Annotated in this window: 31 protein-coding genes; 29 read left to right on the top strand and 2 right to left on the bottom strand. The window is 67.8% G+C overall.

The features are described 5' to 3' along the window. Positions 1-4: 4 nt before the first annotated feature. The 28 genes from rplC to DDZ18_RS12220 all read left to right on the top strand — a co-directional run bounded on the left by rplC (position 5) and on the right by DDZ18_RS12220 (position 17,311). A complete protein-coding gene (rplC, locus tag DDZ18_RS12355) occupies positions 5-823 on the top strand; it encodes a 50S ribosomal protein L3 (protein WP_109253710.1) in 819 nt (272 codons plus the stop codon). Continuing rightward, positions 820-1,458, top strand: coding sequence for a 50S ribosomal protein L4 (gene rplD / locus DDZ18_RS12350; protein WP_109253709.1), 639 nt, complete (start codon positions 820-822; stop codon positions 1,456-1,458). Before rplC ends, rplD begins: the two co-directional genes overlap by 4 nt. Continuing rightward, positions 1,458-1,751, top strand: a complete 294-nt coding sequence (locus tag DDZ18_RS12345) for a 50S ribosomal protein L23 (RefSeq protein ID WP_109253708.1) — start codon at positions 1,458-1,460, stop codon at positions 1,749-1,751. The genes rplD and DDZ18_RS12345 overlap by 1 nt, the downstream gene beginning before the upstream one ends. A gap of 24 nt (positions 1,752-1,775) precedes the next feature. Continuing rightward, on the top strand, positions 1,776-2,612 hold the full coding sequence (gene rplB, locus DDZ18_RS12340) for a 50S ribosomal protein L2 (RefSeq protein WP_109253707.1): 837 nt from the start codon (positions 1,776-1,778) through the stop codon (positions 2,610-2,612). A gap of 17 nt (positions 2,613-2,629) precedes the next feature. Next, complete coding sequence (rpsS, locus tag DDZ18_RS12335; protein ID WP_109253706.1) at positions 2,630-2,908, top strand: 30S ribosomal protein S19; 279 nt, start codon at positions 2,630-2,632, stop codon at positions 2,906-2,908. Positions 2,909-2,911: 3 nt separating this feature from the next. Then, a complete protein-coding gene (gene rplV, locus DDZ18_RS12330) occupies positions 2,912-3,292 on the top strand; it encodes a 50S ribosomal protein L22 (RefSeq protein ID WP_109253705.1) in 381 nt (126 codons plus the stop codon). Next, positions 3,292-3,996, top strand: a complete 705-nt coding sequence (gene rpsC, locus DDZ18_RS12325; protein ID WP_109253704.1) for a 30S ribosomal protein S3 — start codon at positions 3,292-3,294, stop codon at positions 3,994-3,996. The genes rplV and rpsC overlap by 1 nt, the downstream gene beginning before the upstream one ends. A 23-nt stretch (positions 3,997-4,019) precedes the next feature. Continuing rightward, positions 4,020-4,433 (top strand): 50S ribosomal protein L16, encoded by a 414-nt coding sequence (gene rplP / locus DDZ18_RS12320; protein ID WP_109253703.1) that lies wholly within the window; start codon positions 4,020-4,022, stop codon positions 4,431-4,433. Positions 4,434-4,446: 13 nt separating this feature from the next. After that, positions 4,447-4,650 carry a 50S ribosomal protein L29 gene (gene rpmC, locus DDZ18_RS12315; RefSeq protein ID WP_109253702.1) on the top strand — a complete coding sequence of 68 codons (204 nt, stop codon included), beginning with the start codon at positions 4,447-4,449 and terminating at the stop codon, positions 4,648-4,650. A 4-nt stretch (positions 4,651-4,654) separates the two neighbouring features. Continuing rightward, positions 4,655-4,891, top strand: a complete 237-nt coding sequence (rpsQ, locus tag DDZ18_RS12310) for a 30S ribosomal protein S17 (RefSeq protein WP_109253701.1) — start codon at positions 4,655-4,657, stop codon at positions 4,889-4,891. A gap of 42 nt (positions 4,892-4,933) precedes the next feature. Further along, positions 4,934-5,302, top strand: coding sequence for a 50S ribosomal protein L14 (gene rplN, locus DDZ18_RS12305; RefSeq protein WP_109253700.1), 369 nt, complete (start codon positions 4,934-4,936; stop codon positions 5,300-5,302). A gap of 2 nt (positions 5,303-5,304) precedes the next feature. Continuing rightward, the gene (rplX, locus tag DDZ18_RS12300) at positions 5,305-5,622 is read left to right on the top strand and encodes a 50S ribosomal protein L24 (protein WP_109253699.1); all 318 of its coding nucleotides are present in this window, start codon (positions 5,305-5,307) and stop codon (positions 5,620-5,622) included. Next, positions 5,615-6,175 carry a 50S ribosomal protein L5 gene (gene rplE / locus DDZ18_RS12295; RefSeq protein ID WP_109253698.1) on the top strand — a complete coding sequence of 187 codons (561 nt, stop codon included), beginning with the start codon at positions 5,615-5,617 and terminating at the stop codon, positions 6,173-6,175. Before rplX ends, rplE begins: the two co-directional genes overlap by 8 nt. 50 nt (positions 6,176-6,225) lie before the next feature. Next, positions 6,226-6,531, top strand: a complete 306-nt coding sequence (rpsN, locus tag DDZ18_RS12290; protein WP_109253697.1) for a 30S ribosomal protein S14 — start codon at positions 6,226-6,228, stop codon at positions 6,529-6,531. A gap of 13 nt (positions 6,532-6,544) precedes the next feature. Further along, positions 6,545-6,943 (top strand): 30S ribosomal protein S8, encoded by a 399-nt coding sequence (gene rpsH, locus DDZ18_RS12285; protein WP_109253696.1) that lies wholly within the window; start codon positions 6,545-6,547, stop codon positions 6,941-6,943. A 15-nt stretch (positions 6,944-6,958) separates the two neighbouring features. Beyond that, a complete protein-coding gene (rplF, locus tag DDZ18_RS12280; protein ID WP_109253695.1) occupies positions 6,959-7,492 on the top strand; it encodes a 50S ribosomal protein L6 in 534 nt (177 codons plus the stop codon). Positions 7,493-7,505: 13 nt separating this feature from the next. Then, on the top strand, positions 7,506-7,868 hold the full coding sequence (gene rplR, locus DDZ18_RS12275) for a 50S ribosomal protein L18 (RefSeq protein ID WP_109253694.1): 363 nt from the start codon (positions 7,506-7,508) through the stop codon (positions 7,866-7,868). A 13-nt stretch (positions 7,869-7,881) separates the two neighbouring features. Further along, entirely contained in the window at positions 7,882-8,463 is a 582-nt protein-coding gene (rpsE, locus tag DDZ18_RS12270) for a 30S ribosomal protein S5 (RefSeq protein ID WP_109253693.1), read from the top strand. 11 nt (positions 8,464-8,474) lie between these two features. Further along, positions 8,475-8,669 (top strand): 50S ribosomal protein L30, encoded by a 195-nt coding sequence (gene rpmD, locus DDZ18_RS12265; RefSeq protein WP_109253692.1) that lies wholly within the window; start codon positions 8,475-8,477, stop codon positions 8,667-8,669. Between the two features lie 29 nt (positions 8,670-8,698). Then, positions 8,699-9,211 carry a 50S ribosomal protein L15 gene (gene rplO, locus DDZ18_RS12260; protein WP_109253691.1) on the top strand — a complete coding sequence of 171 codons (513 nt, stop codon included), beginning with the start codon at positions 8,699-8,701 and terminating at the stop codon, positions 9,209-9,211. Positions 9,212-9,291: 80 nt separating this feature from the next. After that, entirely contained in the window at positions 9,292-10,641 is a 1,350-nt protein-coding gene (gene secY, locus DDZ18_RS12255; protein ID WP_109253690.1) for a preprotein translocase subunit SecY, read from the top strand. Beyond that, positions 10,638-11,204, top strand: a complete 567-nt coding sequence (locus DDZ18_RS12250; protein ID WP_109253689.1) for an adenylate kinase — start codon at positions 10,638-10,640, stop codon at positions 11,202-11,204. Before secY ends, DDZ18_RS12250 begins: the two co-directional genes overlap by 4 nt. A gap of 193 nt (positions 11,205-11,397) precedes the next feature. Continuing rightward, positions 11,398-11,766 carry a 30S ribosomal protein S13 gene (rpsM, locus tag DDZ18_RS12245; protein ID WP_109253688.1) on the top strand — a complete coding sequence of 123 codons (369 nt, stop codon included), beginning with the start codon at positions 11,398-11,400 and terminating at the stop codon, positions 11,764-11,766. A 12-nt stretch (positions 11,767-11,778) separates the two neighbouring features. Beyond that, positions 11,779-12,168 (top strand): 30S ribosomal protein S11, encoded by a 390-nt coding sequence (rpsK, locus tag DDZ18_RS12240; protein WP_109253687.1) that lies wholly within the window; start codon positions 11,779-11,781, stop codon positions 12,166-12,168. 76 nt (positions 12,169-12,244) lie between these two features. Further along, positions 12,245-13,264, top strand: coding sequence for a DNA-directed RNA polymerase subunit alpha (locus DDZ18_RS12235; RefSeq protein WP_109253686.1), 1,020 nt, complete (start codon positions 12,245-12,247; stop codon positions 13,262-13,264). Between the two features lie 48 nt (positions 13,265-13,312). Next, positions 13,313-13,732, top strand: coding sequence for a 50S ribosomal protein L17 (rplQ, locus tag DDZ18_RS12230; RefSeq protein ID WP_109253685.1), 420 nt, complete (start codon positions 13,313-13,315; stop codon positions 13,730-13,732). Positions 13,733-13,900: 168 nt separating this feature from the next. Further along, entirely contained in the window at positions 13,901-15,346 is a 1,446-nt protein-coding gene (locus DDZ18_RS12225) for a DegQ family serine endoprotease (protein ID WP_109253684.1), read from the top strand. Between the two features lie 432 nt (positions 15,347-15,778). Further along, the gene (locus DDZ18_RS12220; RefSeq protein WP_109253683.1) at positions 15,779-17,311 is read left to right on the top strand and encodes an acyl-CoA carboxylase subunit beta; all 1,533 of its coding nucleotides are present in this window, start codon (positions 15,779-15,781) and stop codon (positions 17,309-17,311) included. 273 nt (positions 17,312-17,584) lie between these two features. Here the strand turns inward: DDZ18_RS12220 and DDZ18_RS12215 are convergent, their stop codons facing one another. Together DDZ18_RS12215 and DDZ18_RS12210 are read right to left on the bottom strand one after the other, a co-directional pair. Further along, the gene (locus DDZ18_RS12215; RefSeq protein WP_109253682.1) at positions 17,585-17,851 is read right to left on the bottom strand and encodes a Txe/YoeB family addiction module toxin; all 267 of its coding nucleotides are present in this window, start codon (positions 17,849-17,851) and stop codon (positions 17,585-17,587) included. Then, complete coding sequence (locus tag DDZ18_RS12210) at positions 17,848-18,153, bottom strand: type II toxin-antitoxin system Phd/YefM family antitoxin (RefSeq protein WP_109253681.1); 306 nt, start codon at positions 18,151-18,153, stop codon at positions 17,848-17,850. Before DDZ18_RS12210 ends, DDZ18_RS12215 begins: the two co-directional genes overlap by 4 nt. Before the next feature lie 538 nt (positions 18,154-18,691). Here DDZ18_RS12210 and DDZ18_RS12205 point away from each other — a divergent pair. Further along, a complete protein-coding gene (locus DDZ18_RS12205) occupies positions 18,692-19,660 on the top strand; it encodes a class I SAM-dependent methyltransferase (protein WP_146190672.1) in 969 nt (322 codons plus the stop codon). Positions 19,661-19,721 lie beyond the last annotated feature (61 nt).

Below are 19,721 nucleotides of genomic sequence, written 5' to 3'. Positions count from 1 at the left end.
GGCGATGGCTCAGGCTCAACAACTCCGCACCGGCGCGATCGCCCGCAAGCTGGGCATGACGCGCGTCTTCACCGAAGAGGGCAATCACGTCCCGGTGACGGTGCTGCAGATGGACGACGTCCAGGTGGTCGCCCAGCGCACCGCCGACCGCGACGGCTACACCGCGCTCCAGCTCGGGGCGGGCAAGGCGAAGGCGCGCCGCACGCCGAAGGCGATGCGCGGCCATTTCGCCAAGGCCTCCGTCGAGCCCAAGCGCAAGCTGGTCGAGTTCCGCGTGTCCGAGGACGGGCTGATCGACGCCGGCGCGAAGCTTGCGGCCGATCACTTCGTGCCCGGCCAGAAGGTCGATGTTGCGGGCATCTCGATCGGCAAGGGCTTCGCCGGCGGCATGAAGCGCTGGAACTTCGGCGGTCTGCGCGCCACGCACGGCGTGTCGATCTCGCACCGCGCCCACGGCTCGACCGGCCAGTGCCAGGACCCCGGCAAGGTGTTCAAGGGCAAGAAGATGGCCGGCCATCTCGGCATGGAGCGGGTGACCGTCCAGAATCTCGAGGTGGTCCGGGTCGATCCCGAGCGCGGCCTGGTGCTGGTGCGCGGCGCGGTGCCGGGCGCGGCCGAGGGCTGGGTCGAGATCCGCGACGCGGTCAAGGGCGCCAAGGCCGAGGATCTGCCGTTCCCGGGCAAGTTCGCCACGCTCGACGAGCAGAACGCGCCGGTCGACTCGCCCGAGCCCGCTTCCGAGGAGGCCGAGATGGTCGCCGAGGGCGCGCCGGTCGACGAGGGCGCCGAGGGCGAGGCCGGCGAAGAGGACTCGAAGTCATGAAAATCGACGTGATCAAGCTCGACGCCGGCAAGGCCGGATCGGTCGATCTCGACGACGCCATCTTCGGCATCGGCGAGATCCGCGGCGACATTCTCCAGCGCGCGGTCAAGTGGCAGCTCTCGCGGCGTCAGTCGGGGACCCACAAGACCAAGGAGCGCGGCGAGATCGCCCGCACCAAGAAGAAGATGTACCGCCAGAAGGGCACCGGCGGCGCGCGTCACGGCGCGCGTTCGGCGCCGATCTTCGTCGGCGGCGGCGTCGCCCACGGCCCGCGCGTGCGCTCGCACGCCACGAGCCTGCCGAAGAAGGTCCGCGCGCTCGCGCTCAAGCACGCCCTGTCGGCCAAGGCGGGCGCGTCCGACCTGATCGTCATCGATGAGGCCCGCCTCGACGCGCCCAAGACCAAGGCGCTCGCCGACGCGTTCGAAAAGCTCGGCGTGGCGAACGCGCTGGTCATCGACGGCGAGACGCTGGACGAGAACTTCGCCCGCGCCGCGCGCAACATCCCGAATGTCGACGTGCTGCCCGCCCAGGGCCTGAACGTTTACGACGTGCTTCGCCGCGACAAGCTGGTCCTGACCAAGGCGGCGATCGAGAAGATCAACGAGCGGCTCGCGCCGCAGGAGGCCGCGTAATGCCCGCCGCGCGTCATTACGACACCATCCTGGCTCCGGTGATCACCGAGAAGTCGACCCTGCTGTCGGAGGACAACAAGGTCGTGTTCAAGGTGCCGCTGGAGGCCACCAAGAAGGACATCGCCGAGGCGGTCGAGGAGCTGTTCAAGGTCAAGGTGAAGGCCGTGAACACGCTGCGCCAGAAGGGCAAGACGAAGCGCTTCCGCGGAATCGTCGGCCGCCGCGAGGACGTCAAGAAGGCGGTCGTGACCCTCGAAGAGGGCCACTCCATCGACGTCACGACCGGGCTGTAGGCGCGCCCCGAGGAGGTTTGAATCATGGCTCTCAAGACTTACAAGCCGACTTCGCCGGGCCGCCGCGCGCTCGTTCTCGTCAATCGCGGGGACCTTCACGTCGGCAAGCCCGAGAAGACGCTGGTCGAAGGCCTGCGCAAGAAGGGCGGCCGCAACAACACCGGCCGCATCACGACGCGCCGCCGCGGCGGCGGGGCCAAGCGGCTCTATCGCGTCGTCGACTTCAAGCGGCGCAAGTTCGATGCGCCCGCGACCGTCGAGCGGCTCGAATACGACCCGAACCGGACCGCGTTCATCGCGCTGATCCGCTATGAGGACGGCGAGCGCGCCTACATCCTGGCGCCGCAGCGCCTGTCGGTCGGCGACACGGTCGTTTCCGGCGCCAAGGTCGACGTGAAGCCGGGCAACACGATGCCCCTGCGCGCCATGCCGGTCGGCACCATCATCCACAATGTGGAGATGAAGCCGGGCAAGGGCGGCCAGGTCGCGCGCTCGGCGGGCGCCTACGCTCAGCTGGTTGGCCGCGACGCGGGCTACGCGCAGATCCGGCTGATGTCGGGCGAGCTGCGCATGGTCCACCAGGACTGCCTGGCGACCGTCGGCGCGGTGTCCAATCCCGATCACCTCAACATCAATCTCGGCAAGGCCGGCCGGAAGCGTCACATGGGCCGCCGTCCGGCGGTGCGCGGCGTGGCGATGAACCCGGTGGATCACCCGCACGGCGGCGGCGAAGGCCGCACCTCGGGCGGTCGTCATCCGGTGACCCCGTGGGGCCGTCCCACCAAGGGCCACAAGACCCGGAAGAACAAGGCCACCGACAAGTTCATCATCCGCTCGCGCCACGAGCGCAAGAAACGCTAAGGGAGCGCGCTGCAGTCATGCCCCGTTCTGTCTGGAAAGGTCCGTTCGTCGACGGATACCTCCTGAAGAAAGCCGACGCCGCCCACGAGGCCGGCCGGAAGCAGGCCATCAAGACCTGGTCGCGGCGCTCGACCATCATGCCGCAATTCGTCGGCCTGACCTTCCAGGTCCACAACGGCTCGAAGTTCATCCCGGTGCTCGTCACCGAGGACATGGTCGGCCACAAGCTCGGCGAGTTCGCGCCGTCGCGGACCTATTACGGGCACGCGGCCGACAAGAAAGCGAGAAGGAAGTAAGCGATGGGCAAGGCGACAAATCCCCGCCGCGTCGCTGAGAACGAGGCGCGCGCCAAGCTGCGGATGATGCGCATCAGCCCGCAGAAGCTGAACCTCGTGGCGTCGATGATCCGCGGCAAGCCCGTGGAGCGCGCGCTCAACGATCTCAGCTTCTCGCGCAAGCGCGTCGCGAAGGACGTCAAGAAGGTCCTCGAATCCGCGATCGCAAACGCCGAGAACAATCACGGTCTCGACATCGACTCGCTGGTCGTGTCCGAGGCCTATGTCGGCAAGAACCTGGTGATGAAACGCTTCCGGGCCCGCGCTCGCGGCCGCGGCGCGCGCATCATGAAGCCGTTCTCCGAACTCACGATCGTCGTGCGCGAAGTCGAGGAGGCCGCGTAATGGGTCAGAAAATCAATCCGATCGGCCTGCGCGTCGGCATCAACCGGACCTGGGAGTCGCGCTGGTACGCGCGCGGCGAGGAATACGCCGACCTGCTCCACGAGGACCTGCGCATCCGCAACTTCCTGAAGGACCGGCTGAAGAACGCCTCGGTCTCGAAGATCGTCATCGAGCGCCCGCACCGGAAGTGCCGCATCACCATCCACACCGCCCGCCCGGGCGTGGTGATCGGCAAGAAGGGCGCGGACATCGAGAAGCTGCGCCGCGAAGTCGCGAAGATGACCGACGGCGAGGTCTTCCTGAACCTGGTCGAGGTCCGCAAGCCGGAGATCGACGCCAACCTGGTCGCCGAGAGCATCGCCCAGCAGCTCGAGCGCCGCGTGGCCTTCCGCCGCGCCATGAAGCGTTCGCTGCAGTCGGCCATGCGCATGGGCGCCCAGGGCTGCAAGATCATCTGCGGCGGCCGTCTCGGCGGCGCGGAGATCGCGCGCACCGAGCAGTACAACGAGGGCTCCGTTCCGCTTCACACGCTGCGCGCCGACATCGATTACGGCTTCGCCGAGGCGAAGACCGCGATGGGAATCATCGGCGTGAAGGTGTGGATCTACAAGGGCGAGATCCTCGAACACGATCCGATGGCGCAGGAGCGCCGCCTCCAGGAAACCGGCGAGCAGCGCGCCCGTTCGGGCCGCCAGGCCGCTTGATCAGGTCCGAGGGAGCTTGAGACATGCTTCAACCGAAGCGCACCAAATTCCGGAAGGCTCACAAGGGCCGGATCCACGGCAACGCCAAGGGCGGCTTCGCGCTGAACTTCGGGTCGTACGGCCTGAAGGCCCTCGAGCCGGAACGCGTCACCGCGCGCCAGATCGAGGCGACGCGCCGGGCGATCACGCGCCACATGAAGCGCGCCGGCCGCGTCTGGATCCGCGTCTTCCCCGACCTGCCGGTGTCGAAGAAGCCGACCGAGGTCCGGATGGGCAAGGGCAAGGGCTCGCCCGAGTACTGGGTGGCCAAGGTCAAGCCGGGCCGGATCATGTTCGAGATCGACGGCGTACCCGAGGACGTCGCCCGCGAGGCGCTGCGCCTCGGCGCGGCGAAGCTGCCGGTGCGCACCAAGGTCGTGACCCGGCCGGGCGAGTAAGGGAGTCGATCCGATGAACGCCGAAGACGTCCGCGCCATGAGCGACGACCAGCTCCAGGACGAGCTCCTGAAGCTGAAGAAGGAACAGTTCAATCTGCGGTTCCAGCAGGCCTCGGGCCAGCTCGAGAACACCGCGCGCGTGCAGACGGTCCGCCGGGACATCGCCCGGCTCAAGACCGACATGCGCCGCCGCGCGCTTGAGAAACAAGGGAGCTAGGGCGATGCCGAAGCGAATCCTGCAAGGCGTCGTGGTGAGCGACAAGCAGGCCAAGACCGTCGTGGTCCGGGTGGAGCGGACATTCCTCCACCCGCTGCTGCGCAAGACGGTGCGCCGCTCGAAGAAATACCACGCGCACGACGAGTCGGGCGTGCGGAAGGTCGGCGACAAGGTGCTCATCCAGGAGTGCGCGCCGAAGTCGAAACTGAAGCGGTGGGAGGTCGTCTCGGAGCAGGCGTGAGCGCCGATCCGGTCCGACCCTCGAGTTTAACGGAGGATCACGATGATCCAGATGCAATCCAATCTGGACGTGGCCGACAATTCCGGAGCCCGCCGCGTGCAGTGCCTGAAGGTGCTCGGCGGCGCCAAGCGCCGCTACGCCGGCGTGGGCGACATCATCGTCGTCTCGGTGAAGGAGGCCGCGCCCAAGGGCCGCGTGAAGAAGGGCGATGTCCGCCGGGCGGTCGTCGTGCGCACGGCGCGCGACATCAAGCGCCGCGACGGCAGCGTCATTCGCTTCGACAACAACGCGGCGGTGCTGCTGAACAATAACAACGAGCCGATCGGCACCCGGATCTTCGGCCCGGTTCCCCGTGAGCTGCGCCAGAAGAACCAGATGAAGATCGTCTCGCTCGCCCCGGAGGTCCTGTAACCATGGCCGCGAAGATCAAGAAGGGCGACAAGGTCGTCGTGCTGGTCGGCCGCGACAAGGGCAAGACCGGCGAGGTGACGCGCGTCATTCCCGAGACCGGCCGCGTGGTCGTGTCCGGCGTGAACGTGGTCAAGCGCCACCAGCGCCCGACCCAGTTCCAGCAGGGCGGGATCGAGGAGAAGGAGGCGTCGATCGACGCCTCGAACGTCGCGATCGCCGATCCCAAGACCGGCGAGCCGACCCGGGTCGGCTTCACCGTCGGCAAGGACGGCAAGAAGGTTCGCGTCGCGAAGAAATCCGGCGAGGTCATCGATGGCTGAAGTTGCTGAATACGAGCCGCGCCTGCGCACGCGCTACCGCGAGGAGATCCGCGCGCGCCTGAAGGAGACGTTCGGCTACAAGAACGACATGGAGATCCCGCGCCTGGAGAAGGTCGTGATCAACATGGGCGTCGGCGAGGCCGCGCAGGACTCCAAGAAGATCCAGGCCGCGCTCGCCGATCTCGAGGCGATCTCCGGTCAGAAGCCGGTGGCGACCCGGGCGAAGAAGTCGATCGCGGGCTTCAAGGTCCGCGAGGAGCAGGTGATCGGCGCGAAGGTCACGCTTCGCAAGGATCGCATGTACGAGTTTCTCGATCGTCTGATCACGATCGCGCTGCCCCGCGTGCGCGACTTCCGCGGTCTCCGCGGAAAGAGCTTCGACGGGCGCGGCAATTTCGCGATGGGGCTCAAGGAGCACATCGTGTTTCCCGAGATCGACTACGACAAGGTCGAGAAGATCCGCGGCATGGACATCATCGTGTGCACCACGGCGCGGACGGATGAAGAAGCGAAGGCCCTGCTGGCCGAGTTCGATTTCCCGTTCTCGAACTGACGCGGCAGGAGCGCGGATCCATGGGGGATCCGCACGCAGGAGAGGAATGAATGGCTAAGAAGAGCGCAATCGAGCGTAACCGGCGGGTCCGCCGCCTGGCCAAGCGGTACGAGGCCAAGCGCGAGCGGCTCAAGGCGATCGCGCGCGACACGTCGAAGCCGGTCGAGGAGCGGTTCGCCGCCCAGCTGAAGCTGGCCGAGCTGCCTCGGAATTCGGCGCCGACGCGCATCCGCAATCGTTGCGAGGTGACCGGTCGTCCGCGCGCCTACTACCGGAAGGTGAAGATGTCGCGCATCGCGCTTCGCAATCTGGCCAGCCACGGTCTCGTGCCGGGCATGGTCAAGTCGAGCTGGTGAGGGAGGACGTCCGATGCCCATGATCGATCCGCTCGGCGACATGCTCACGCGTATCCGCAACGCGCTCATGCGCAACCGCACGACGGTGACCACGCCGGCGTCGAAGCTGCGCAAGCACGTGCTCGAGGTGCTCCTGGAGGAAGGCTTCATCCGGGGCTACTCGGAGAAGGCCGACGCCAAGGGCTTCAAGGAATTCGAGATCGAGCTCAAGTATTTCGAGGGCGCGCCCGTCATCAGCGACATCCAGCGGGTGTCGAAGCCGGGCCGCCGTGAGTACCGCAAGGTCAGAGATCTGCCGCTCATCCAGAACGGGCTCGGCATCGCGATCGTCTCCACGCCGAAAGGCGTGATGTCGGACGCGGCCGCCCGGGCTGAGAACGTGGGCGGCGAGATTCTCTGCCAGGTCCGATAGACGGGAGAGACGAAGATGTCGCGTTTGGGCAAGCTGCCTGTCGAGATCCCGTCGGGCGTCGAGGCGTCGCTGGACGGCTCCACCATCCGTGTGAAGGGCCCGAAGGGCGAGCTGAACTTCACGGCCCCGTCGCTGGTCGACGTGCGCCACGAGGACGGCGCCATCCACGTCAATCCGGCCAACGACACCCAGAAGGCGCGTGCGCTGTGGGGCACGGTTCGGGCCCAGGTGAAAAACATGGTCCATGGCGTCACGCAGGGCTTCGAGAAGAATCTCGAGCTCGTGGGCGTGGGCTATCGCGCCCAGATGCAGGGCGCCGACCTGAAGCTTTCGCTGGGACTCAGCCACGACGTGGTCTATTCCCCGCGGCCCGGCGTGACGATCGCCACGCCGAAGCCGACCGAGATCAAGATCGAGGGCGCCGACCGGCAGGTCGTCGGTCAGACCGCCGCGGAGATCCGCGAGTTCCGCCCGCCGGAGCCCTACAAGGGCAAGGGCGTGAAGTACGCGGACGAGCAGATCCGCCGCAAGGAAGGCAAGAAGAAGTAAGGGCCGCCGAGCAATGAAAACCTCACGCGAGAAGATGCATCGCCGGGCGCTGCGCAACCGCAGTCGCCTGGCCCGGCATTCCGGCGGTCGGCCCCGGCTTTCGGTGCACCGGTCGTCCAAGCACATCTACGTGCAGATCATCGACGACTCGAAGGGCGAGACCGTCGCCGCGGCCTCGACGCTGGAAAAGGACGTCGCCGGCAAGGGCGCGAGCGGCGCCACCGTCTCCGCTGCGGAGCAGGTGGGCAAGCTCGTCGCCGAACGCGCGAAGAAGAAGGGTCTGACCGACGTGGTGTTCGACCGCGGCGGCTACATCTATCACGGGCGCATCAAAGCGCTCGCCGACGCCGCCCGCGAGGGCGGCCTGAACTTCTAGAAGGAGGCGGCGCATGGCTCGAGAAGATAATCGCGGTCGCGACCGCAGGCGCAGGGACGACGACGACGGCGGCGAAGAGCTCGTCGACAAGCTCGTCCACATCAACCGCGTCGCCAAGACGGTGAAGGGCGGGCGGAACTTCCAGTTCGCCGCGCTCGCCATCGTTGGCGACCAGAAGGGCCGCGTCGGCTTCGGCCAGGGCAAGGCCCGCGAAGTGCCGGAGTCGATCCGCAAGGCCACCGACGAGGCCAAGAAGACGATGATCCGCGTGCCGCTGCGCGAGGGCCGGACGCTGCATCACGATGCGCGCGGCCGCTGGGGCGCGGGCAAGGTGATCCTGCGCGCCGCGCCTCCGGGCACGGGCGTGATCGCCGGCGGTCCGATGCGCGCGGTGCTGGAGAGCCTCGGCGTCCAGGACGTCGTGGCCAAGTCCACCGGCTCGTCGAACCCCTACAACATGGTTCGCGCGACCTTCGAGGCGCTCAAGGCCCAGGAAAGCCCGCGCAATGTGGCGGCCAAGCGCGGCATGAAGGTCGGCGACCTGGCCGGCCGGCGCAATGACGGCGCCTCGGCGCCCGAAGCGATCGAGTCGTAGGAGGCGGGACGATGGCTCAGAAGAAGACCCTCGTCGTGCGCCAGACCGGCAGCGCGATCCGCCGTCCGAAGGACCAGGTCGCCACGCTGCGCGGTCTCGGCCTCGGCCGGATCGGCCGCGAGCGCGCGCTGGAGGACACCCCGGCCGTGCGCGGCATGGTCGCCAAGGTCGCCCACATCGTCGAAATCGTCGAGGAGCGCGGCTAGCGCCGCCGCTCGGCTGAAGGAGAATTCTCATGCGCTTGAACGAACTGCGCGACAACGCCGGCGCGGTGAAGGAACGCACGCGCATCGGCCGGGGCATCGGCTCGGGCAAGGGCAAGACCGGCGGCCGCGGCGTGAAGGGCCAGAAGTCGCGCTCCGGCGTGGCGGTCAAGGGCTTCGAGGGCGGCCAGATGCCGCTCCACCAGCGCCTGCCCAAGCGCGGCTTCACCAAGCCGAACCGCAAGCAGTTCGCCGAGGTGAGCCTCGGCCGGCTGCAGGCGGCCGTCGACGCGAAGAAGCTGGACGCCAAGAAGCCGGTCGACGCTGCGGCCTTGGTCGCCGCCGGCGTGATCCGCCGGCCCAAGGACGGCGTGCGGGTGATCGGCGGGGGCGAGCTCAAGACGAAGCTCGACCTGTCGGTGGCGGGCGCCTCGAAGCCGGCCGCGGCGGCCGTCGCGAAGGCCGGCGGCTCGGTGACCGTGCTCGCCGCGAAGGCGGACGCCGGCGAGGCCAAGGCGTCGAAGAAGAAGTCCGAGAAGAAATAGCAGGCGGATCCGCGGCGGCTTCCCATATCGAGGGGCCGCCTCCGTCCTTTCCGGACGCGCGCATGGAGTGATCGACCGACATGGCGTCAGCCGCTGAACAGCTCGCATCGAACATGAACTTCAGCGCCTTCGCCCAGGCGAAGGAGCTGCAGAAGCGCATCCTGTTCACGCTGTTCGTGCTGATCATCTACCGGCTGGGCACCTACGTGCCGATGCCCGGCGTCGATCCCGCAGTCTTCGCCAACGCCTTCCAGCAGCAGCAGGGCGGCATTCTCGGCGTCTTCAACATGTTCTCCGGCGGCGCCGTGGAGCGCATGGCGATCTTCGCGCTGAACGTCATGCCCTACATCTCCGCGTCGATCATCATGCAGCTGATGGCGGCCACCGTGCCGGCGCTGGAGAAGCTGAAGAAGGAAGGCGGCGAGGCGGGCCGCAAGCAGATCAACCAGTATTCGCGCTATCTCACCGTCGTGCTCGCCGGGGTTCAGGCCTTCGCCATCGCGATGGGCATGGAGAGCCCCGACCCGACGACGGGGGCGACGATCGCCGTCGATCCGGGCTGGTTCTTCCGCATCACCACGGTGGTGACGCTGGTCGGCGGCACGATGATGCTGCTCTGGCTCGGCGAGCAGATCACCGCTCGCGGCGTCGGCAACGGCGTGTCTCTGATCATCTTCGCGGGCATCATCGCGGAAATGCCGCGCGCGCTGTTCCAGACCCTGCAGCAGGGCCGCACCGGCGCCATCTCGGGCGCGCTGATCATCGCCATGCTGGTGATGGTGGTCGCGGTGCTCCTGTTCGTCGTGTTCATGGAGCGCTCGCAGCGACGGCTGCTGGTGCAGTATCCCAAGCGCCAGGTCGGCAACCGCATGATGGGCGGGGAGTCGAGCTTCCTGCCGCTGAAGCTCAACACCGCCGGCGTCATCCCGGCGATCTTCGCCTCCTCGCTGCTGCTGCTGCCGACGACGATCGCGGGTTTCTCCGCGCAGTCGGGACCGGAATGGCTGCGCACGCTGAGCGCCATGCTCGGCCCGGGCCAGCCGCTTTTCCTGATCTTCTACGCGGCGATGATCATCTTCTTCACGTTCTTCTACACGTCGATCGTCTTCAATCCGGAGGACACCGCGGAGAACCTGAAGAAGTACGGCGGCTTCCTGCCGGGCATCCGGCCGGGCCGGCGCACGGCGGAATATCTCGACTACGTGCTGTCGCGGCTCACCGTCATCGGCGCGGCCTATCTCACCGCGGTCTGCCTGCTGCCCGAGATCCTGCGCGCGCAATACCAGATCCCGTTCTATATCGGCGGCACGGCGCTGCTCATCGTGGTGTCGGTGACGCTCGACACGGTCGGACAGGTCCAGTCCCACCTGCTCGCGCACCAGTATGAGGGCCTGATCAAGAAGACGAAGCTGAGGGGCCGGAAGCGATGAACATCATCCTGTTCGGTCCGCCGGGCGCCGGGAAGGGCACCCAGGCCAAGAAGCTCGTCGCCGAGCGCGGCTGGGTCCAGCTGTCGACCGGAGACATGCTGCGCGCCGCCAAGGAGGCGGGCACCGAGCTCGGCCGGCGCGTCGCGGCGATCATGGATCGCGGCGACCTGGTCTCCGACGAGATCGTCATCGAGCTGATCGAGGAGCGCCTGCCCGACGCCGAGCGCGCCGGCGGAGCGATCTTCGACGGCTTCCCGCGCACGGTCGCCCAGGCCGAGGCGCTCGACGCGCTGCTCAAGGGACGGGGCGCGGAGATCGACCGGGTGGTGCGCCTCGTAGTCGACCAGGACGAGCTGGTCCGCCGCATGGCCAAGCGCGCCGAGGAGGAAGGCCGCGCCGACGATACGGTCGAGGCCTTCAAGGTGCGCCTGAAGAACTACAACGACCAGACGGCCGCGCTCATTCCGTACTACAAGGCCCAGGGAAAGCTGGCCGACGTGGATGGGATGGGAACGGTGGACGAGGTCGCCGCGTCGATCGCCAGTGCGCTCGACGCAGATTAGGCCGTGGTGCGCGCGGGAGGCGCGGCCGCGGGAGGCAGAGCTGGGCGCAGACGCCGGTTGACGGCGGTTGCGCCTGCAATATAAGTAGCGCCCTTCGCCAAAAGGGCCGGAACAGCCGGGCGCGTTCGCACTTTCGGGAGCGCGCAGGTTCGGCGACCCGGGGCGAGGCGGCACGAGAGACAGGGAGAGCGTCGTGGCACGGATCGCCGGCGTCAACATTCCGACGAACAAGCGCGTCGCGGTCGCGCTGCAGTACATCCACGGCATCGGCAAGTCCCGCGCTGCGGAGATCGCCGAGAAGGTCGGCGTCGCTCCGGAGAAGCGCGTCAACGAGCTCACCGACGCCGAGGTGCTGCAGATCCGCGAGGCGATCGACTCCGACTACACGGTCGAAGGCGATCTTCGGCGCGAGACGGCGGTCAACATCAAGCGGCTGATGGATCTGGGCTGCTATCGCGGCCTGCGCCATCGTCGCGGCCTGCCGGTTCGCGGTCAGCGCACCCACACGAACGCCCGCACCCGCAAGGGTCCGGCCAAGCCGATCGCCGGCAAGAAGAAGTAAGGACCAGGGTCTATGGCCAAGGAACCGTCCCGCGTTCGCCGTCGCGAGCGGAAGAACATCACCGCCGGCGTCGCGCACGTGAACGCCAGCTTCAACAACACGATGATCACCATCACCGACGCCCAGGGCAATGCGATCTCCTGGTCGTCGGCGGGCGCGATGGGGTTCAAGGGCTCGCGCAAGTCGACGCCCTACGCCGCCCAGGTCGCCGCCGAGGACGCGGGCCGCAAGGCCGCCGAGCACGGCATGAAGACGCTCGAGGTGAAGGTTTCCGGTCCCGGTTCGGGCCGCGAGTCCGCGCTGCGCGCGCTGCAGAATATCGGCTTCACGATCACGACCATCCAGGACGTGACGCCGATCCCGCATAACGGCTGCCGGCCGCCGAAGCGCCGTCGCGTCTAGAGGCGACGGCCGAACAGTTTGGAACAGCCTGGCGCGCGGTTCGTTCGCGCGCATCCCGCTTGAAAGGGGTAGGTCCGTGATCGAGAAGAACTGGCAGGAACTCATCCGCCCGATGAAGCCGGAGATCGAACCCGGCTTCGACCCCGCGCGCCACGCGAAGATCGTGGCCGAGCCGCTCGAGCGCGGCTTCGGCATGACGCTCGGCAACGCGCTGCGCCGGGTGTTGCTGTCGTCGCTGCAGGGCGCGGCGATCAGCGCGGTCCAGATCGACGGAATCGTCCACGAGTTCTCGTCCATCCCGGGCGTGCGCGAGGACGTCACCGACATCATCCTCAACATCAAGCAGATCGCCCTGCGCATGCACGCCGAGGGCCCGAAGCGCCTGACGCTCAAGAAGACGGGCCCGGGCGAGGTGACCGCCGGCGACATCGAGGAAGTCGCCGACATCGAGGTGATCAACAAGGATCACGTCATCTGCACCCTCGACGAGGGCGCCGAGGTCCGCTTCGTGCTGACGGTGAACACCGGCAAGGGCTACGTGCCCGCCGAGCGCAACCGGCCCGAGGACGCCCCGATCGGCCTGATCGGCGTCGACGCGCTGTACAGCCCGGTCAAGCGCGTGGCCTATCGCGTCGAGAACACGCGCGAGGGTCAGGTGCTGGACTATGACAAGCTGATCCTGGACGTGGAGACCAACGGCGCGGTGACGCCGGAGGACGCGGTGGCCTACGCCGCGCGCATCCTGCAGGACCAGTTCCAGATCTTCGTCAATTTCGAGGAGCCCTCCGAGGCCCGCGGGCCGGAAGAGGAAGTTCCGGAGCTCGAGTTCAATCCGGCGCTTCTGAAGAAGGTCGACGAGCTGGAGCTGTCGGTCCGCTCGGCGAACTGCCTGAAGAACGACAACATCGTCTATATCGGCGACCTGATCCAGAAGTCGGAAGCCGAGATGCTCCGCACGCCGAACTTCGGACGCAAGTCGCTCAACGAGATCAAGGAAGTTCTCGCCCAGATGGGTCTGCATCTGGGCATGGAGGCCCCGAACTGGCCGCCGGAGAACATCGAGGAACTGGCCAAGAAATACGAGGATCAGATCTAGGTCGGCCGCCGAGAGGCGTTCCGAAACCGTTTCTGAAGGAGACTTCCCATGCGCCACGGCGTCGCCCACCGCAAGCTCAACCGCACGGCCTCGCATCGCCGGGCGATGCTGGCCAACATGGCCGCGTCGCTCATCGAGCACGAGCAGATCGTCACGACCCTGCCCAAGGCCAAGGAGCTCAAGCCCTTCATGGACAAGCTCATCACCCTGGCCAAGCGCGGCGGTCTGCATGCGCGCCGCCAGGCGGTGTCGAAGATCCGCAATCGCGACCAGGTCGGCAAGCTGTTCGAGACGCTCGGCCCGCGCTACGAGGACCGCAATGGCGGTTACACGCGCGTGCTGAAGGCCGGCTTCCGCCATGGCGACAACGCGCCGATGGCCGTCATCGAGCTGGTCGATCGCGATCCCGAAGCCAAGGGCGCCGGCGACCGCGCGCGCCTGGCCGAGGAGGAGGCCGCGGAGGAGTAGAACTCCGCGTCATCTCTGACGAATGAGACAGGCCGCGCCCGCCGGGCGCGGCCTTTTTCGCGCCGGCGTTCCGTCTTAACTTTCGGTCAGATGCGGCTTCAGCCCCTGTTCAGCCGCATTCGGTTCTCCTAAATGGACGCCGACGCAATGATCGAGGGGAGCACGCCCATGGGCCGCACGATCTTCGCCGCGTTCAGCCTGGCGCTGGGGCTGGCCGCCGCCGCTTGCGGGCAGGCCGAGGAAGCCGCCCCCGCACAGCCGGAAGCGCCGCAGACTCCGCCCTCCGAAATCGAGCGCGCGGTTCCCGACAGCCAGGCCGAGGTCCGGCTCTCCTTCGCGCCCGTGGTGCGCCAGGCCGCGCCGGCCGTCGTGAACGTCTATTCCCGGCGCGTCATCGCCCAGCGCTCGCCCTTCGCCGGCGACCCCTTCTTCGAGCGTTTCTTCGGCCCGCAGACGCGCGAGCGCGAGGTGCAGTCGCTCGGCTCGGGCGTCATCGTCGATCCTTCGGGCGTCATCGTGACCAACAATCATGTCGTCGAGGGCGCCGAGGAGCTGCGGGTCGTGCTCAACGACCGCCGCGAGTTCGAGGCCGAGGTCCTGCTCGCCGACGAGCGCACCGATCTCGCCGTGCTCAGGGTCGAGGCCGGCGAGGCCCTGCCGGTCCTGCCCTATGACGAGACCGACGACACCGAGGTGGGCGACCTGGTGCTGGCCATCGGCAATCCGTTCGGCGTCGGTCAGACGGTGACGTCGGGCATCGTGTCGGCGCTGGCGCGCACCCATGTCGGCATCACCGACTACGCCTTCTTCATCCAGACTGACGCCGCCGTGAACCCGGGCAATTCCGGTGGCGCGCTCGTTGACATGGACGGCGAGCTGATCGGGGTGAACACGGCGATCTTTTCGCGCTCGGGCGGGTCGAACGGCATCGGCTTCGCCATTCCCGTCGACATGGTCCGCTCCGTCGTCGAGGCCGCCCTCGACGGCGGCGAGATCGTCCGGCCCTGGCTTGGCGCGCGGCTGCAGCCGGTGACCAGCGATCTGGCCCAATCGCTGGGCCTCGACCGGCCGCGCGGCGCCATCGTCGCCGAGCTCTATCCCGACGGACCGGCCGCCGACGCCGGGCTGGAGACCGGCGACGTGGTCGTCGCCGTCGACGGCGTCGCGGTCAATGACGAGGCCGGCGCCCGCTTCCGCTTCGCCACCCGCGCGATCGGCGAGACGGCGGAGCTGACCGTGCTGCGCGACGGCGAGGAGCGCACCTACGAGATCACCGCCGAACCCGCGCCGGGCGAGGAAGACGCCGAGCGCGTGGCGATCCGCGGCCGCAACCCGTTCCAGGGCGCCCAGGTCGTCCAGCTCTCGCCGGCCTTCAACGAGGCCAACGGGCTCGACCCGTTCCGCGAGGGCGTCATCGTCGCCGGAGTCGCGCGGCGCTCGGCGGCGGCCTATTACGGGTTCCAGCCGGGTGATCGCATAGTTTCAGTGGCCGACCGCGAGATCGCCACGGTCGAGGACCTCCTCGCCGTGCTCGACGCCCGCGACGATGCGGCGGCCTGGCCCGTCGAGATCGAGCGCCAGGGCGAGCGCTTCGCGCGGACGCTGCGGCTTTAGTTCCCTCGCGGCCCATGGATTTGATGGAGGCGCGGCGTCCGCGACTCCCTCCCCTTGAGGGGAGGGTAAGGGTGGGGTGGCCACGGCTTTCGTGAGCTTGCTCTTGAGGCCCTCATCCTGAGGGCCCCGATCCCCGTCCCCTTCGAGACGCTCGCTTTGCTCGCTCCTCAGGATGAGGGGATCGGGGCGTCTCGAAGGACGAGGGCCTTCCCCCCTGGGGCTCGCGAGCGCGCGTCTTCCCATCCTTCGAGGCCCGGCTGACGCCGGGCGCCTCAGGATGAGGGCCGTGCGATGTTTCTCTCCTCCCTCATCTTGAGGTGCGAGCCGAAGGCGAGCCTCGAAAGATGCGAAGCGAGCGCCCCCCATTTGCCGGGCGCGGCGAAGCGGTGCTAACCAGCAGCCTCCAGTCATGTCGCCGGGAGCGGGCATTCCATGAAAGACGTCATCGAGCAGCTTGACGCCAAGCGCGCCGCCGCGCGCGCCGGGGGCGGGGAGAAGCGCGTCGCCGCCCAGCACGAGAAGGGCAAGCTGAGCGCGCGCGAGCGCCTCGAGGTGCTGCTCGACGACGGCTCCTTCGAGGAGTTCGACATGTTCGTCGAACACCAGTGCTCGGACTTCGGCATGGAGGACAAGAAGATCCCCGGCGACGGGGTGATCACCGGCTCGGGCACGATCAACGGCCGGCTGGTCTACATCTTCGCCAAGGACTTCACCGTGTTCGGCGGCTCGCTGTCGCTGGCCCACGCCCGCAAGATCACCAAGGTCCAGGACGCCGCGCTGAAGAACGGCGCGCCGATCATCGGCCTGTTCGACGCGGGCGGCGCGCGCATCCAGGAAGGCGTGGACGCGCTGGGCGGTTACGCCGAGATCTTCCAGAGGAACGTGCTGAGCTCCGGCGTCGTGCCGCAGATCTCGGTGATCATGGGCCCGTGCGCGGGCGGCGACGTCTACTCGCCGGCGATGACCGACTTCATCTTCATGGTGAAGGACACGTCATACATGTACGTGACCGGCCCGGACGTGGTGAAGACGGTCACCAACGAGGTCGTCACCCACGAGGAGCTGGGCGGCGTCTCGGTCCACGCGAAGAAGTCCGGCGTCGCCGACGGCGGCTTCGAGAACGACATCGAGGCGCTGATCCAGATCCGCCGGCTGGTCGACTTCCTGCCGCTGTCCAACCGCGCGAAGCCGCCGGCCCGGCCCAGCTACGACCCCGTCGATCGCGCCGAGCCCAGCCTCGACACGCTGGTCCCGCCGAATCCGAACAAGCCCTACGACATCAAGGAGCTGATCGAGAAGGTCGCCGACGAAAACGACTTCTTCGAGATCGCCCCCGACTACGCCCAGAACATCGTCACCGGCTTCGGCCGGCTGGAGGGCGCGCCCGTCGGGTTCGTCGCCAACCAGCCGCTGTCGCTGGCGGGCGTCCTGGACATCGACGCCTCGAAGAAGGCCGCTCGCTTCGTGCGCTTCTGCGACGCCTTCTCCATCCCGATCGTGACCTTCGTAGACGTGCCGGGCTTCCTGCCGGGCACGAAGCAGGAGTATGGCGGGCTCATCAAGAACGGCGCGAAGCTGCTCTTCGCCTACGCCGAGGCCACCGTGCCCAAGCTCACCGTGATCACGCGCAAGGCCTATGGCGGCGCCTATGACGTCATGGCCTCGAAGCATCTCCGGGGCGACATCAACTACGCCTGGCCGACTGCCGAGATCGCGGTGATGGGCCCGAAGGGCGCCGCGGAGATCATCTTCCGCAAGGATCTCGGCGACGAGGAGAAGATGGCCGAACACGTCAAGGAGTACGAGGATCGCTTCGCCAACCCCTTCGTGGCGGCCTCGCGCGGCTATCTCGACGATGTCATCCAGCCGAAGAACACGCGCTGGCGGCTGATCCGCGCGCTCCGGACGCTGCGCGACAAGCAGCTCTCCAACCCCTGGAAGAAGCACGACAATATTCCGTTGTGAGGGGGGCGGTCTCTGCGTGCGCTTTCCTTCTCTTCCCCGACGCAAGTCGGGGCCCAGAGGAAGCAGGCTGAGCGCCGGGTCATCTCTGGGTCCCGGCGTACGCCGGGAAAGAGAGGAAGGGTGCGACAGGGGGGGGCGGCGCCTCAGGACGAGGGTGATGCGGACAATACCCATCTCCGACGCCGGAGAGATCTCCGCGCTCGCATGAGAACACGGGGACGAAAATTTCAGTTGGCGGGGACCATGCAGGAGGCGGGACGCCCCCCGCCTTTCTCAATAATGATACCGGCACTGGACGATCTGCAGCCGCGCCCCGTCACCCGACCCCACCACCCGATAGACCAGCCGGTGCTCTGAATCCACGCGCCGCGACCAGAGGCCGGAGAGCTCGCCCTTGAGGGGTTCCGGCTTGCCAAGGCCCTCGAAGGGATCGCGCCTTATGTCCTCGATGAGTTTCAGGATGCGTTTGACCTGGCGCGGCTCCTTTTCGGCGAACCAGCGCAGATGATCGAGCGCGCGCGGCGTGAACTCGACCTTCATCCGTTGAAGAAAGCGGCCGGATCCTCGGCGAGCTGACGCAGATCCTCTTCCGTCAGCTCGCGCGTCTGGCCTGACTCCGCCTCAGCGAGACTCTTGCGCAGTTCCTCGGCGTTCGCCGGGCTCTTCAGAAGATAGTTCGTCTCCTGGATGGCCTCCCATTCCGACAGCGAGACCATCACCACCGGCTCGCCGCCGCGCCGTGTGATGACGGCGGGCGACTTGTCGCCGGTCACGCGGTCCATCAGGGCTTTGAGCCCTTGCCGGGCCTCGGTGAACGAGACGATGTTCGAGGGCTTGTTCATGAACGCAAATGTACGGTTCATTGTACAGAAGTGCAAGCCTGCCCGGCGTCAGGGAGCGAGCCTATGGCGGGCGGCGCGCGATCGCCCACGCGAAATCCCCGGCGCCGGAGGCCTCTCCGCGCTCGGATGACAAGACGGAATGCGCGCGGCGGGACGCGTGATCCCGGCCGCTCAACGCGCCGCCCTCTCGCGAATGGGGCGCGTCCGGACGCGCCGGCTGGGCGGGACAGCGCCGCGCATTATGGGTCCGATGGGCGGGGCGGGGATTAGTTGGTTCTCTGTTGTCATCCCGGAAGCCCGAAGGGCTATCCGGGACCTACCGACAGCCCTTCCAGAAATCGGGTCGCGAGTCCGGTGGATCCCGGCTCTCCGCGCTTCGCGCTCCGGCCGGGATGACATCGTCTCGTTTCGCGGGGATGACGAGGCGAGCGTTGACGCGTCCGGGAATCCGCCGCGTCCCCCGAATCCGCTGCGCCGCTTGGCGAGACATGGTAAAAAGCGCGCCGGGAAAAGCGCCGACGCGCAAAAGGGGAACGAGATGAAAGCACTCTGGATGTCCGCCGCTGCGGCGGTTCTGCTCGCCGCCTGCGGCCCGCAGGGCGAGGATCAGGCGCCCGCCGACGACATGGACGCCGCCGAGGCCGACGCAGCGGCCGCGACCGAAGACGCGCTCGCGGGCGGGGAAGACGCCGGCGAGGCCATGGATATGACCGATGCGGAGGAGGCCGACGCGCTCGCCGCCGTGCTCGACCACGAGCGCCGCGCCGACGACATGGCGCGCGACCAGTTCCGCCATCCCCGGGAGACGATGGAGTTCTTCGGCCTCGAGCCCGACATGACGATCGCCGAGGCGCTGCCCGGCGGCGGCTGGTACACGCGCATCCTGCTGCCCTGGGTCGCCGAAGACGGCCGCTATGTCGCGTTGAACTACCAGATGGACCTCTGGGAGCAGATGTACGGCGACAACTGGACCGAGGAGACGGCCGCCGAGATGGCCGCCTGGCCGGACACCGCGCCGGGCGAGCTGGCCGAAAACGGGCCCGAAACGGCCGCGCCGATCACCGCCTTCATGCTCGACGACATCCCGTACGCCCAGGAGGGTGAGGCCGACGCGGTGCTGTTCATCCGCGCGCTGCATCACCTGAACCGGTTCGATCCGGCCTTCCTGGAGGAGGCGCTCGACGAGACCTACGACTTTCTCCGCCCGGGCGGGATCGTCGGCGTGGTCCAGCATCGCGCGCCGGAGGATCAGCCGCATGAAATGACGACCGGCGACCGCGGCTACATGAAGCAAACCGACGTCGTCGCGGCGTTCGAGGCGGCGGGCTTCGAGCTCGAGGCGAGCTCCGAGCTCAACGCCAATCCCGCCGATGCGGCCGATCACGAGCAGGGCGTGTGGGGCCTGCCGCCGACGAACGCCGGCGACAGCGAGGACGAGGATGTCGACCCGCCGCAGTCGACGGGCGAATCCGACCGCATGACGCTGCTCTTCCGCAAGCCGGAATAGGCCGACGGCCGGCGCGCGGCTGATCGGAAGGTCGGCCGCGCGCTCCGTCGGCGCGCAAGCG

The sequence above is a fragment of the Marinicauda salina genome (assembly GCF_003122085.1).
In the GTDB taxonomy this organism is placed as follows: Bacteria; Pseudomonadota; Alphaproteobacteria; order Caulobacterales; family Maricaulaceae; genus Maricicauda_A; species Maricicauda_A salina.
This window is presented reverse-complemented; position numbering and strand designations above follow the sequence as displayed.

Coding starts and splice junctions, on each gene's coding strand:
- rplC (WP_109253710.1), top strand. CDS start 5: ATGGCTCAGGCTCAACAACTCCGCACCGGCGCGATCGCCCGCAAGCTG.
- rplD (WP_109253709.1), top strand. CDS start 820: ATGAAAATCGACGTGATCAAGCTCGACGCCGGCAAGGCCGGATCGGTC.
- DDZ18_RS12345 (WP_109253708.1), top strand. CDS start 1,458: ATGCCCGCCGCGCGTCATTACGACACCATCCTGGCTCCGGTGATCACC.
- rplB (WP_109253707.1), top strand. CDS start 1,776: ATGGCTCTCAAGACTTACAAGCCGACTTCGCCGGGCCGCCGCGCGCTC.
- rpsS (WP_109253706.1), top strand. CDS start 2,630: ATGCCCCGTTCTGTCTGGAAAGGTCCGTTCGTCGACGGATACCTCCTG.
- rplV (WP_109253705.1), top strand. CDS start 2,912: ATGGGCAAGGCGACAAATCCCCGCCGCGTCGCTGAGAACGAGGCGCGC.
- rpsC (WP_109253704.1), top strand. CDS start 3,292: ATGGGTCAGAAAATCAATCCGATCGGCCTGCGCGTCGGCATCAACCGG.
- rplP (WP_109253703.1), top strand. CDS start 4,020: ATGCTTCAACCGAAGCGCACCAAATTCCGGAAGGCTCACAAGGGCCGG.
- rpmC (WP_109253702.1), top strand. CDS start 4,447: ATGAACGCCGAAGACGTCCGCGCCATGAGCGACGACCAGCTCCAGGAC.
- rpsQ (WP_109253701.1), top strand. CDS start 4,655: ATGCCGAAGCGAATCCTGCAAGGCGTCGTGGTGAGCGACAAGCAGGCC.
- rplN (WP_109253700.1), top strand. CDS start 4,934: ATGATCCAGATGCAATCCAATCTGGACGTGGCCGACAATTCCGGAGCC.
- rplX (WP_109253699.1), top strand. CDS start 5,305: ATGGCCGCGAAGATCAAGAAGGGCGACAAGGTCGTCGTGCTGGTCGGC.
- rplE (WP_109253698.1), top strand. CDS start 5,615: ATGGCTGAAGTTGCTGAATACGAGCCGCGCCTGCGCACGCGCTACCGC.
- rpsN (WP_109253697.1), top strand. CDS start 6,226: ATGGCTAAGAAGAGCGCAATCGAGCGTAACCGGCGGGTCCGCCGCCTG.
- rpsH (WP_109253696.1), top strand. CDS start 6,545: ATGCCCATGATCGATCCGCTCGGCGACATGCTCACGCGTATCCGCAAC.
- rplF (WP_109253695.1), top strand. CDS start 6,959: ATGTCGCGTTTGGGCAAGCTGCCTGTCGAGATCCCGTCGGGCGTCGAG.
- rplR (WP_109253694.1), top strand. CDS start 7,506: ATGAAAACCTCACGCGAGAAGATGCATCGCCGGGCGCTGCGCAACCGC.
- rpsE (WP_109253693.1), top strand. CDS start 7,882: ATGGCTCGAGAAGATAATCGCGGTCGCGACCGCAGGCGCAGGGACGAC.
- rpmD (WP_109253692.1), top strand. CDS start 8,475: ATGGCTCAGAAGAAGACCCTCGTCGTGCGCCAGACCGGCAGCGCGATC.
- rplO (WP_109253691.1), top strand. CDS start 8,699: ATGCGCTTGAACGAACTGCGCGACAACGCCGGCGCGGTGAAGGAACGC.
- secY (WP_109253690.1), top strand. CDS start 9,292: ATGGCGTCAGCCGCTGAACAGCTCGCATCGAACATGAACTTCAGCGCC.
- DDZ18_RS12250 (WP_109253689.1), top strand. CDS start 10,638: ATGAACATCATCCTGTTCGGTCCGCCGGGCGCCGGGAAGGGCACCCAG.
- rpsK (WP_109253687.1), top strand. CDS start 11,779: ATGGCCAAGGAACCGTCCCGCGTTCGCCGTCGCGAGCGGAAGAACATC.
- rplQ (WP_109253685.1), top strand. CDS start 13,313: ATGCGCCACGGCGTCGCCCACCGCAAGCTCAACCGCACGGCCTCGCAT.
- DDZ18_RS12225 (WP_109253684.1), top strand. CDS start 13,901: ATGGGCCGCACGATCTTCGCCGCGTTCAGCCTGGCGCTGGGGCTGGCC.
- DDZ18_RS12220 (WP_109253683.1), top strand. CDS start 15,779: ATGAAAGACGTCATCGAGCAGCTTGACGCCAAGCGCGCCGCCGCGCGC.
- DDZ18_RS12215 (WP_109253682.1), bottom strand. CDS start 17,851: ATGAAGGTCGAGTTCACGCCGCGCGCGCTCGATCATCTGCGCTGGTTC.
- DDZ18_RS12210 (WP_109253681.1), bottom strand. CDS start 18,153: ATGAACAAGCCCTCGAACATCGTCTCGTTCACCGAGGCCCGGCAAGGG.
- DDZ18_RS12205 (WP_146190672.1), top strand. CDS start 18,692: ATGAAAGCACTCTGGATGTCCGCCGCTGCGGCGGTTCTGCTCGCCGCC.